The organism is Mogibacterium neglectum (assembly GCF_030644205.1).
Classification (GTDB): Bacteria; Bacillota; Clostridia; order Peptostreptococcales; family Anaerovoracaceae; genus Mogibacterium; species Mogibacterium neglectum.
Map to the genome: position 1 here is coordinate 674,529 of NZ_CP128647.1, position 11,852 is coordinate 686,380.

An 11,852-nucleotide genomic window follows, 5' to 3' on the forward strand; every position below is an offset into this window, starting at 1 on the left:
ATGTGCGTGAAATTTGATTTTAAAGAAATATTTGATAATAAACTTAAGAAGCAATTAGTTCAGATCTCAATTATCGCGTTCATTTTCCTGGTAGTCATTCTTATTAAACCTCGTATTAATGGTACATACATCATAGATGAAAAAGGAAATGTTGTTGGGATAGTGCAGCGAGGTGAACATAATTTCGTGGAATATGATTTGATTGCTAATGTACAAAAAGGTAGCAAAAGAATTACGCAAGATGTAAGACTCAGAAAAAATATAGACGAAAATAATCGCAAAGAGGTCCCTGATTCCACTCATGATATTGAAGCAGAAATGAGCACAAGTCTCGGAATTGCAGTAGGCAAGCTGGAAGAATCGCGTGGTAAAAAAATTGTATTACCATCAAAGTTAGATGATGGGAGCAATGTTACTTGGAGAAAAAGCGATAAATCTAATAGAGATTGGGTAATTATTCCAATGCTATATGTTTTAATTTGCTTCGCAGTGATAATGAATAGACAAGATAAGCTTCGTAAGGCTGCAGTGGATGAGCGCAAACAGATTCTAAAATCTTTACCACGGTTTACAAATCAGCTTCTATTAATGATGAATGCAGGTGTCATATTAAGTGATGCTTTCCATAAGATCTGTTACGGATACTCAATGATGCAGATGGATACTCAAGGTGAACTAGAGCGTAATATTATTGCAATGACTGAGTCAGCAGAGCTAACTAATCGAAGTATCCCTTTATTATTCTCTGAATTGGCACAGAAGTATTCTGTAAAGGAGCTCATGCGAATATCAACTGTACTGCGTGAGAATGAAAAGAGAGGAAGTAATATTCAGGATAAGCTTGAACGTGAGAGTGCTTTCCTTTGGGATAATAGAAAAGTTATTGCAAAGGAACAAGGTAAATTGATAGACACTAAAATGACTTATCCCTTAGGGCTTCTACTAGTTTTGTTAATTGTTATAACTATGGCACCAGCAATGATGGCGATGTGATGCATTATTATATAGTACTTAAGGAGGTGATTGAAATGTAAGGAGATGAAATTGAAAGGGTAAACATAATATTAATGTTTTAAAATGCAAGTGTGTACGTGTGAGTATAAAAGTGCAGATTCTTGTCAATTTAAGTGTGTGATGATAAGATTCAGCAGCAATTAAGGGAGGAAAGATATGAAAAATATTAAGAAATTATTTAAATCTAAAGCTGGAATGGAACTTGTTCAAGTAGCAATTTTGATTGCTATTGCTATTGCTCTCGGAATTATCTTCAAATCAGAAATTACATCTTTTGTGAACAAAACTTTTAAAGCACTTAATGCGAGTAAATTCTAAAGTATACTCACAGAGCCTAGTGACCCCTTTTGCAAATAAGCGTGGTGGACAGATAATAGAAGCGAGTATTGTTTTGCCTATTATAATATTGGTAATAATGTTACTAATTAGACTCTGCACCTTTTACCTGGAATGCTTAATCACCCAGACTAATATGCACTACAAGATGTTATCAAAATGGGACAGCACAAGTTCTCCGGTGGTTAAGACAATAAATGATTATAGAGATATTAACTATGCGAATTTTGGGCTTGCGGAAGGATTGATAAGAAAAACGGTAGAGGTAAAAGGATTTGCAGTACGTGAAGATAAGTTTGTGAGAGTTGGTGATACTGTTGAGTCAGCTGTTCAAGAATAAAAGCGGATCTACGATTGTATTTGTATCGTTTGTATTTCTTGCTTTCATATCTATTATAACAATTGCAATTGGTTTAGCTAGAAGTCGCACTGTTCAGAGCTGGGCAGAAGTGAACGGTAAGTTATGGTGCAAAGCGATTCTTTCCGAATATGACAAGTATTTACTTAGTGACTATGGCTTAATGGCATTTCAAGGCAATGATAAAGATGTAGTCAAAAGATTGAATGTGTATTCAAAATACTCTTTTGAAGATAAACTTCGCGTTAGTGTTGGTACACCAAGTGCAAACTTAGATCAGTATCGTATGTCAGATTTGGATAATTTTCGCAAAAGTGTACGCAAATCACTTTTTTATGAAAGTACCAAATTTATTATTGATGGAAACAACCGAACTGTTCGTAGTAAGGTTGATAATACAAATAGTTCTGTAGAGGAATCTGAAGGTGAGGGAACTGAGTCAAAAGATAAGAGTGTACATGGTAAAAGAATAATAGGAAACAAATATGTTATAGAAACTCTGCCATCGAGAGGTGAAAAGAATAAATTTAGCATAAAAGGAATATCCAGAATGATAAGTAATGATAATGCATCAGAAAAGTTGAGTCCAAAGGCTCTAGGGAAAGTCTCTGAAATAATATTCATAGTCAATAAGTTTAATAGCCACCTAAAGACTTGTAACGATAAAGAGACATTTTTTGCAAATGAGTACGAATACATTATCAAAGGAAATTTAGATGATAGAAAAAACTTTGAGAGCTGTAAAAAGAGCATTTTTTTGATCAGAAATGCACTTAATCTGATTGCATTATCTAAAGACCCAGAAAAGATGGAGTTAATAACAGCAGTAGCAGAAGTAATATCTCCAGGACCAGGTGCGATAGTGGTTCAAGGCATAATAATGGAAAGCTGGGCGACACTTGAGGCTCGTGAAGATGTGAAGGCATTATTAGATAACAAAAGAGTTCCATTTATCAAAAAGAAAGGTGAGTGGAAGGTATCTTTAGACAGTGTGCTTGGTGATGAAAAGTTCAGTGATAAGATAGATGAGGAATCTAAAAAGCTAATGAACGAGAATTCTGAGCAATTAAAGGAAATGAGCAAGACTGAAAGGTTTGTTGATAAGATGAATGGACAAAACTACGAAGAATATCTCTTGCTTATGATGTTAACAACCCCTAAGGACCTTAGAACAAAGAGAATCATGGATCTGATTCAAATTAACATGAAGTACCGATACTATGATGATTTTAACTTCGATGAATATAACTGTGGGGTAAGATTCAATTTAAAAATAAATGGTAAATCATATGAAGTTGATGATTCATACAGGTAAAAAAATCAATAATAAAAGGGGAAGTTACATTGTTGAGGCGACGTTAATTCTGCCGATTTTCATGATTGCAATTATGGTTATGAGCTCTATTATTTCTGCCTACAGTTGTATTGAAGATGCAAATTATGTATCTGCTAATTATTTAAGAAGATCGGCAGCGGTTGCCTCAAAGGTCAATATCCACAAATTAGTTCCTTATCAAATTCATAAGGAACTAAGCTCAAACCATTCTCAGGTTGACGGAATTTTAGTGAATTCATTAGCTTATAGAAAGCCTCTTCTTGGAATTGATGAAATCATATATATAGATGCAGATATGAGATTAAATACTAAAAATCCAATTGGTTTTAAGGCAGAGGCAAAATATAGGCTTAAGACAATAACGCGTGCGTATGTTGGGCGTGTGAGAGATGATACCCACATGACGGTTGACGATCTAACAGGGGAGGGAGATAAGGCGGTATTTATTTTTCCAAAGCGTGGAGAGAAGTATCACAATCAAGGGTGTATGTATATGCACTCTAAAGTAAAGTCAGCTACGTTAACTCCAAGGTTTATAAAAGAATATGATCCATGTCCAGTTTGCAAGAGTAAAAGAGCGAAGGCTGGAGCATATGTGTATTACTATCCTGTCGAAGGTGAATGCTACCACATGGCAGGTTGCAGAGTTATGGAAAGAAATTATGTAGAGATAACAAAGAAAATTGCAGAAAGACGCGGATATACACCGTGTTCAAAGTGTGGAGGTTAGTTAAGTGGAGAAGGATGTTAGGCAAAGTATTACCGACTACAAGTTGCCAAGATATATATGTGAGATTCTGTGTAATCATTATGCAAAAGCATTTCTGGATATGACAATTATATGTGAGAATAACAAATATATATTTTCATATGACAAAAAGAATAAGCAGCGCCTAATATATCGCGAGCTTACAGAGACGGATAAGCTGCAGCTGGTGTTAACGCTTATTCTGATAAATGATAATAATCGTCAGATGCTTATTGGAGCTGAAAGATATCTAATAGAGCCTGAACTAATTTATTCGGTCAGTAATAGGACAGACTATAACAACATAGGAATACTGTTTTATCCTGATACGACAATGACACCATTTAATATAAAGCTGCTAAGGTTTATAGATAAGATTGAAACAAAGAATAAGAAGAAGGTGATGGATTATTTTGGATTAATAAAAGATGAGTTAGCAAAAAATGAAATATATAGAGCAAGAAGTATTGCGGAAAAACATCTCAACAGGATGTTAAATGAGAGGGCGGTTTAGAAAAAGATAAAAAAGAAAATAAATTTGATATTACAGTAAAGTTTATTTTTAAAATATAAACCGATAGTTCGTATAAACTTTTTACTTATTTGCCATAAATTGATTTTTGTAAAAAATAATATAAATTATGTATATATATCTTGACTTTGATACAAAATATATGATATTTTATCAATAGTTAAAAGGCTCTAACCAAGAGTCTTTTTTAAAAAATGGGAGTTAGAGATATTTAACTCTTCTTGCGTAATCGCTATAAAGTAGTGCGTAAAAGCAATTGTATCGGTATTTTTTTCTTAGGGGTAGGCAATGTTAGAGGACAAAGTTATTCAGTTTTGTGCACCAACTTTGGCAAGGCTTAAAATAGGGAGCATGTTTGGTTACAACTACTATTCACAGGAAAAATTTAAGGATGAGCTTGCAATAATCAATAAAAAGCTAAATCATAAAGGTGTTGTTATGGTAGTATTACATGACAATGGCAAAAGAGCCCTATTATATGTATTTAGACCAGACATGTTGCTAGTGCGCTTATCTGAGTGTTGTGTAAGCAAGCTGATGCATGATTTTGGATATAAAAATTGCGATGTTGCAGGAGCTTTAGAAAGGCTAGTTTATAGGATTTCAATTTGTGGAAATTTTCCTCATGAAGTGGGTATATTTCTAGGTTACCCTGTGGATGATGTTGCCGGTTTTATCAATCATTGTGGGAATAACTGCAAGGTCTGCGGGCAGTGGAAAGTTTATGGTGATGTTGAATATGCCGAGAATCTTTTTGCAAAGTACAAGCGCTGCGAAAAAATTTATATGAAGAGGTTTAAAAAAGATGGTGATATTGCAAAATTAACCGTTTGCGCATAATTAGGAGGATGGATAATGAGTATTGTCATAGTTGGCGGAAATGAGTGTATGGAATGTAAATATAAGGAGATTTGCAAAAAGCATGGTTGCAAAGCAAAGGTCTTTACAAAAGAGCGTGGAAATGTAGGTAAAAAGATTGGTTGTCCAGATTTATTAGTCATGTTTACAAATACTGTGTCTCATAAAATGATGAATACGGCGGTCGCTGAAGCAAAGCGAAAGAATGTTGAAGTAGCATGGGTACACTCTAGCAGTGCATCGGCTCTCAAGACTTTGTTAGCTCAGTATGTGTAATTTAAAAACAGTTAAAAAATATAACACAAAAAGGATGAGGGTCTAAAATTAAAACGGATTCTCGTTTTATTAATCAGATTATGAATTAAAATGTCTGTAATGCATAGTATTTCAAGCATTAGAGACATTGTGAAATGTTGACTTTGTTTATTGCACATGTTAAACTAGAATGGTTTCATTAGAGAGTATAAATGTAACTTATGTGGAGGGGGAATATGCACACCGCACTAATGGTTGTTTTACTTGTTACTAGTGTGATTCTGATTCTTAGCATCTTGCTTCAATCAAGCAAGAGTGATGGACTTTCCGGCTCAATAGCTGGAGGTGCAGAACAACTTTTTGGAAAGAAAAAGAGCAATGGTTATGATGCGATACTCGCTAGAATTACGACAGTTGTATCAGCTATATATATCATTGTGGCATTAGTCATCGTAGCAATTTTCAACTAGTATTTATTTAGAAATACAGTAAATTAACAGATTGTTTATGTTGATATACAGAGGTTTAGGAATGAGCTTCTGTATATCTTTAATATATTTTTATTTTATTGTTTAGGAATTTGAGAATCTTTTTCTCATATTTCAAGGAGGTTTATTATGGCGATTAAGTGGATGGTTCCTGCTGCGGCATTAATCGGTCTGCTTGTAGCTTTCGCACTTGCTTCGTGGGTAGGTAAGGCGTCGGAAGGTACTGACAGAATGAAGGAAATATCCGGCTACATCAGAGAGGGTGCATTTGCATTTCTAAAGAGAGAATATAAGACGATGATTATTGTAATCGTTGCGCTATTTGTTCTCATTGGATTTGCAATTAATTGGACATCTGCCGTTCTCTATGTATGCGGTGCTCTGCTTTCTGTACTTGCAGGATTCTTTGGTATGAATGTTGCTACAAAGGGTAATGTAAGAACTGCTAATGCTGCTATGGAATCTGGCATGCCACGAGCTCTCAAAATTGCATTTAGAAGTGGTGCAGTAATGGGACTTTGTGTTGCAGGACTAGGACTTTTAGGACTAGGAATTGTTGTAGTTGTTCTTGATTTAGCTACAATCATGCAGTGTATTACGAGCTTTGGTCTAGGAGCTTCATCGATGGCCCTATTCGGACGTGTAGGTGGAGGTATTTATACTAAGGCCGCTGACGTTGGTGCTGACCTTGTAGGTAAGGTTGAAGCAGGTATTCCTGAGGATGATCCAAGAAATCCGGCTGTTATTGCGGATAACGTTGGAGATAATGTAGGTGATGTTGCTGGAATGGGATCTGACCTATTCGAATCATATGTTGGATCTATTATTTCTGCTGTAACTCTAGCTGCCGTCGCTGTTGACGCTTCAGGTGTTACTGGAACATTTACAGAGGCAACTGCAGCAATATTCCCGCTACTGATTTCTGCAGTAGGTATCCTTGCATCTGTAATAGGAGTACTGTGCGTAAGGGGAAGTGCAAATATTAACCCTGCCAAATCACTAAATGTTGGAACTTATGTGAGCAGTGCCATTGTAATAATCGGATCACTCGTATTAAGTAACAAGCTTCTAGGATCACTTACTTATGCATATGCGATTATTGCAGGGCTATTAGTTGGTGTTATTATAGGTGCTATAACAGAAGTTTATACTTCAGATTCATACAGATTTGTTAAAAAAATTGCTGAGCAGTCACAGACTGGATCCGCTACTACAATCATCAGCGGATTTGGTGTTGGAATGAGTTCGACATTCTGGCCAATTATCTTTATCTGTGTAGGTATTATCGTTGCATACAATTTTGCAGGACTTTATGGTATTGCTTTAGCTGCTGTAGGTATGTTATCTACAACAGGTATGACAGTTGCTGTAGATGCTTACGGTCCGGTTTCTGACAATGCTGGTGGTATTGCCGAAATGTCAGAACTACCTGAGAGCGTAAGAGAGATTACTGATACACTTGATTCTGTTGGTAACACAACAGCTGCTATCGGTAAAGGGTTCGCTATCGGGTCAGCTGCACTTACGGCACTTGCATTATTTGCATCATTTGCTGTTTCGGCAAAATTAAATCAGATAAGTTTGCTTAACCCACTGGTAATTGTTGGTTTATTTATCGGGGCAATGCTTCCGTTCCTATTCTCGGCTATGACTATGAATTCTGTAGGGAAAGCTGCAAATGAGATGATTGAAGAGGTAAGACGCCAGTTCCGTGAGAACAAAGGTATCATGGAAGGGAATGCAAAGCCTGACTATGCTAGATGCGTTCATATCTCAACAGGTGCTGCTCTTCATGAGATGATTGCCCCTGGGCTACTTGCTATTGTTGCGCCTTTACTGATCGGTTTGCTACTTGGAACCGAGGCGCTAGGTGGAATGCTTGCCGGTTCACTTGCCTCAGGTGTTCTTCTAGCCATCATGATGGCTAATGCCGGTGGTGCATGGGACAATGCAAAGAAATATGTTGAGAGTGGAGCATATGGTGGAAAGGGAAGTGAGACTCATAAAGCTACAGTTGTTGGTGATACTGTTGGTGATCCATTCAAGGATACATCCGGTCCATCAATCAATATACTTATTAAGCTTATGACTATTGTTTCGCTTGTATTTGCGCCTGTGTTTGTTCATTTCGGCGGGATCCTCTTTTAAGGGATAGGTAAATATTAATATTAAAAACAAGGACATGTACTAACGCACATGTCCTTTTATAGTGAAAATACTTAATTTTGTACGAAATGAGACTTTCAGTATTGTTGAATAAAATAACAAAAAATGATAAAATATTTGGGTATATTTTTAAGATAGCATGCTTACAAGGAGGGCCTAAGTTATGCATAATAGATTAGAAGAGATACGTGAAAATGGTCTTTTACGTATTGCAAACGCTGGAAGTGTTGAAGCTTTACAAGATGTTCGTAGAGAACTAACAGGTAAAAAGGGGACGCTAACTGATGTGCTCAAAAATCTTGGTAAGCTTGAACCAGAAATGAGAAAATCAGTTGGGATGAAGGCGAATGAAATTAAGAATTTCTTTGCAGAAAAAATTAGTGAGAGAGAAGAAGAACTCGTTGCATCGAAATCTGCTGTTGATGAGAAAATAGATCTTACTTTACCTGGCACACCTATAAAGAGCGGTGCACTTCATCCAATCACTCAGATGTGCTACGACCTCAACGATGCCTTTCTCTCCTTGGGCTTTGAGATATTTAGTGAAAATGATATTAGCAGTGAGAAGTATGCTTTTGACAACTTGAATTTCCCAGTAGATCATCCGGCAAGACAGATGATGGATACATACTGGATTGAAGGTACGGAGAACAAGAGCGGAACAGATAGACTTTGTCTTAGACCGCATTTAACTGGTGCATCAGTTAGACGCCTGCTTGAAGTTGGCGCACCAACTAGATTTGTATACCCTGGTCGTGTATATAGAAATGAGAACACTGATGCAAGGCATGAAAGAGCTTTTTTCCAATATGAGGCTCTCATCGTTGATAAGGACTTATCTTTCTCATCCGGGAAGGTAATGATAGAGACTATTCTTGAAAAAGTATTTGGTAGGAAGATAAACGTACGTATGCGTGAGGGTTTCTTTCCATTTACTGAGCCTGGATATGAAATTGATATGGAGTGTCTCGTTTGTGGTGGTAAGGGGTGTAGAGTATGCAATCAGAATGGTTGGATTGAGGTTATGCCTGGTGGTGTTATTCATCCAAATGTTCTTAGGGCTGCTAACCTTGATCCTGATGTGTGGACTGGTTTCTACACTAACATTGGTCTGGATAGACTCGTTATGATGCGCTACGGAGTAGATGATGTTAGACTTTTCCATAGTGCTGACCTTAGATTCTTAGAGCAGTTCAAGTAGGAGGGCATTATGAAAGTATCACTTAATTGGGTAAAAGAATATATCGATATACCTGTGGATTTGACGAATTCTCAAATTGCATATGATTTAACTATGAGAACTGTTGAGGTTGAAGATGTTGTTGATACTGCTGAAAAGTTCCATGATGTTGTTGTTGGTAAGATTACAGCAGTTAATGCGCACCCTAATGCTGATAAACTCAGAGTTTGTATGGTAGATATCGGTGAAGCAGAGGACGTACAGATTGTATGCGGTGGTTCGAACTTGTACGAGGGTGAAAAAGTTGTTGTTTCTAAGCCAGGTGCCGAGGTTTACTGGCATGGTGAAAATGAGCTCATGAAGATTAAAGAAACGAAGATGCGTGGAGTAACTTCGTATGGCATGATCTGTGGAGCGGAAGAGGTTTATCTTGAAGATCTTTATCCAACTGATGATCCTACTGTAATTGTTGATCTCGGAGATATTGATGCAATTCCTGGACAGAACATAGCAGATGTAATCGGCATGAATGATACCGTTCTTGAGATTGATAATAAGTCGCTGACGAATAGACCTGATCTATGGGGGCACTATGGTATTGCAAGGGAATTAGCGGCAATTTACAAATTACCTTTAAAGCCTCTTGACGAATTTGTTGTACCAGAAGGACTTAAGGATTATGACGTTGAAATTGACTGTACGGAAAAATGCTATAGATATGCATGCTTAGAGATTAGAAATCTATCTATTAAAGAATCACCTCTATGGATGAAAACAGCTATTATTAACGGTGGCATGAGGCCAATCAATGCTATTGTCGATATAACTAACTACATAATGCTCAGTGTCGGACAGCCAACACATGCATTTGATAGAACTCACGTTACAGGTGGGAAGATTATCGTTCGCAACGCAAAGTCCGATGAGAAACTAGAACTGCTCGATGGGGAAAATATTGAACTTACTCCTGAAGATTTGGTTATTTGCGATGTTGAAGGTCCAATTGCGCTTGCAGGAATCAGAGGCGGCAAAAAGGACTCTATACTTGATGATACAGTTGATGTTGTTCTTGAAGTAGCGAACTTCACCGCAGGCGCTATCAGAAATACAGGAAAGCGCTTTGATGAGAAGACGGATGCATCCATAAGGTATGAAAAAGGAATCGATACCCAGAGAGTTAATCAGGGGCTCGCGCTTGGTGTTAAACTTTTTAAGGAAATATTCCCTGAAGCTGAATTCACTGCGTTTAAGGATGTAAATCCAGTAGTAACTAAGAGAGCTGAGGTTCATGTTACAAAGGCTTTCCTTGATACTAGGCTTGGAAAGGTTCTCGATGATAATGAGATTTCAGATACATTGAGACGCCTAGGATTTGATGTTGAATTCAATAAAGGAGTATTTCATACACTTGCGCCAACGTGGCGTTCAACAGGGGATATCTCGATGAGAGACGATGTGCTTGGCGAGATTGCAAGATTAATTGGCTATGAAAATTTCGAAGCGAAGCCATTACCTGTTAACTTTGAAAGTGCAGTTCACCAAATAGACATGGATCTCAACAGACATCTAAGAGAGCACCTAGCTTTCAGGTGTGGATTTAACGAGATATTCACTTATCCTTGGATTGATGAGAAATATATAAAAGCGGCTAAGATTGATATGGATAATGGAGTTAGACTTGCGACTCCTCCAGCTCCAGAGTTAGCGACTTTAAGGCAGTCGCTGGTACCTGGTGCGCTTGAAGCTGTCGTAAAGAACCTCAGATACTACGATGAGTTTAAAATTTTTGAGGTTGCAGAAGTTTTTGAAAAGGGAGAGTTTCACCCCTCATCAGAAGATGAGACACTGCCAGTTCACAAACTTATGCTCACAGGTGCAATGGTAGGTAAGGATGCAAAATCTTTATTCTATGAAACGAAGGGTGTAGTGGAATCACTGCCAAGGTATTGTCATATGAATGAATATCAGTTTAAGCAGATTGAGAGACCATCATGGGCTGATTCGGAAGTATATCTCAATATCTTAAATGATGAGAAAGAGATTATAGGATCACTTGGGCTAATCTCAGTTGCAACGCTTTCTGATGCTGGTGTAAAAAAGGCTAGTGCTGCTGTGTTTGAACTAGATGTAAAGAAACTAGTTCCATTTACATCAAGAACAAACGAATTTGTACACTTGCCACAATTTCCTCTTGTAGAGGAAGATTTATCACTTCTAGCAGATGAAGATGTCAAATGGGAAGACATATATGAGGCAATCAAATATATGGCTAAGGAAGTTAGCTTCATAGAAGAGTACAGAGGCTCTCAAATTCCAGAAGGCAAGAAATCCATAATGCTTCGTATAAAGCTTGGAAATGATGATAGCACCATGACTGCCAAGCAAATCGAAAAAAAGACTAAGAATATCTTAAATGTACTTGCCAAGAAAACTGGAGTTACTCTTAGAGAAGAGTAACGAGCTTATGATTATCACATCAATATATCTGGTCTAAATTAAAAGGGTCACTGAATTGATACAGCGACCCTTTTAGCGTGAATAATTTTTATTATAGTTATAGAAAAAGACTGTGATAAATAGT

12 protein-coding genes are annotated in these 11,852 nt (G+C 37.1%); all 12 read left to right on the forward strand.

Going from position 1 to position 11,852, the window contains the following annotated elements; genetic code table 11:
• The 12 genes from QU661_RS03120 to pheT all read left to right on the forward strand — a co-directional run bounded on the left by QU661_RS03120 (position 1) and on the right by pheT (position 11,728).
• Complete coding sequence (locus QU661_RS03120) at positions 1-993, forward strand: type II secretion system F family protein (protein ID WP_304990293.1); 993 nt, start codon at positions 1-3, stop codon at positions 991-993.
• Positions 994-1,170: 177 nt separating this feature from the next.
• The gene (locus tag QU661_RS03125) at positions 1,171-1,332 is read left to right on the forward strand and encodes a Flp1 family type IVb pilin (protein ID WP_304990294.1); all 162 of its coding nucleotides are present in this window, start codon (positions 1,171-1,173) and stop codon (positions 1,330-1,332) included.
• 154 nt (positions 1,333-1,486) lie between these two features.
• Positions 1,487-1,690, forward strand: a complete 204-nt coding sequence (locus tag QU661_RS03130; RefSeq protein WP_304990295.1) for a hypothetical protein — start codon at positions 1,487-1,489, stop codon at positions 1,688-1,690.
• Positions 1,659-3,023, forward strand: coding sequence for a DUF5702 domain-containing protein (locus QU661_RS03135; RefSeq protein ID WP_304990296.1), 1,365 nt, complete (start codon positions 1,659-1,661; stop codon positions 3,021-3,023). The genes QU661_RS03130 and QU661_RS03135 overlap by 32 nt, the downstream gene beginning before the upstream one ends.
• Positions 2,998-3,774, forward strand: a complete 777-nt coding sequence (locus tag QU661_RS03140) for a TadE/TadG family type IV pilus assembly protein (protein ID WP_304990297.1) — start codon at positions 2,998-3,000, stop codon at positions 3,772-3,774. The genes QU661_RS03135 and QU661_RS03140 overlap by 26 nt, the downstream gene beginning before the upstream one ends.
• Before the next feature lie 4 nt (positions 3,775-3,778).
• Complete coding sequence (locus tag QU661_RS03145) at positions 3,779-4,306, forward strand: hypothetical protein (RefSeq protein ID WP_304990298.1); 528 nt, start codon at positions 3,779-3,781, stop codon at positions 4,304-4,306.
• Between the two features lie 306 nt (positions 4,307-4,612).
• The gene (locus tag QU661_RS03150; RefSeq protein WP_304990299.1) at positions 4,613-5,164 is read left to right on the forward strand and encodes a DUF3793 family protein; all 552 of its coding nucleotides are present in this window, start codon (positions 4,613-4,615) and stop codon (positions 5,162-5,164) included.
• A gap of 15 nt (positions 5,165-5,179) precedes the next feature.
• Entirely contained in the window at positions 5,180-5,458 is a 279-nt protein-coding gene (locus tag QU661_RS03155; protein ID WP_304990300.1) for a DUF2325 domain-containing protein, read from the forward strand.
• 215 nt (positions 5,459-5,673) lie between these two features.
• Entirely contained in the window at positions 5,674-5,907 is a 234-nt protein-coding gene (secG, locus tag QU661_RS03160; protein WP_304990301.1) for a preprotein translocase subunit SecG, read from the forward strand.
• Positions 5,908-6,054: 147 nt separating this feature from the next.
• Positions 6,055-8,073 (forward strand): sodium-translocating pyrophosphatase, encoded by a 2,019-nt coding sequence (locus QU661_RS03165; RefSeq protein WP_304990302.1) that lies wholly within the window; start codon positions 6,055-6,057, stop codon positions 8,071-8,073.
• A gap of 181 nt (positions 8,074-8,254) precedes the next feature.
• A complete protein-coding gene (gene pheS / locus QU661_RS03170) occupies positions 8,255-9,292 on the forward strand; it encodes a phenylalanine--tRNA ligase subunit alpha (RefSeq protein ID WP_304990303.1) in 1,038 nt (345 codons plus the stop codon).
• A gap of 9 nt (positions 9,293-9,301) precedes the next feature.
• Positions 9,302-11,728, forward strand: coding sequence for a phenylalanine--tRNA ligase subunit beta (pheT, locus tag QU661_RS03175; RefSeq protein WP_304990304.1), 2,427 nt, complete (start codon positions 9,302-9,304; stop codon positions 11,726-11,728).
• Positions 11,729-11,852 lie beyond the last annotated feature (124 nt).

Bases quoted from the DNA above. Each gene is read 5' to 3' on its own strand.
- QU661_RS03155 (WP_304990300.1), top strand. From the start codon at position 5,180: ATGAGTATTGTCATAGTTGGCGGAAATGAGTGTATGGAATGTAAATAT.
- QU661_RS03130 (WP_304990295.1), top strand. From the start codon at position 1,487: ATGCACTACAAGATGTTATCAAAATGGGACAGCACAAGTTCTCCGGTG.
- QU661_RS03140 (WP_304990297.1), top strand. From the start codon at position 2,998: ATGAAGTTGATGATTCATACAGGTAAAAAAATCAATAATAAAAGGGGA.
- QU661_RS03165 (WP_304990302.1), top strand. From the start codon at position 6,055: ATGGCGATTAAGTGGATGGTTCCTGCTGCGGCATTAATCGGTCTGCTT.
- pheT (WP_304990304.1), top strand. From the start codon at position 9,302: ATGAAAGTATCACTTAATTGGGTAAAAGAATATATCGATATACCTGTG.
- pheS (WP_304990303.1), top strand. From the start codon at position 8,255: ATGCATAATAGATTAGAAGAGATACGTGAAAATGGTCTTTTACGTATT.
- QU661_RS03150 (WP_304990299.1), top strand. From the start codon at position 4,613: ATGTTAGAGGACAAAGTTATTCAGTTTTGTGCACCAACTTTGGCAAGG.
- QU661_RS03120 (WP_304990293.1), top strand. From the start codon at position 1: ATGTGCGTGAAATTTGATTTTAAAGAAATATTTGATAATAAACTTAAG.
- QU661_RS03125 (WP_304990294.1), top strand. From the start codon at position 1,171: ATGAAAAATATTAAGAAATTATTTAAATCTAAAGCTGGAATGGAACTT.
- secG (WP_304990301.1), top strand. From the start codon at position 5,674: ATGCACACCGCACTAATGGTTGTTTTACTTGTTACTAGTGTGATTCTG.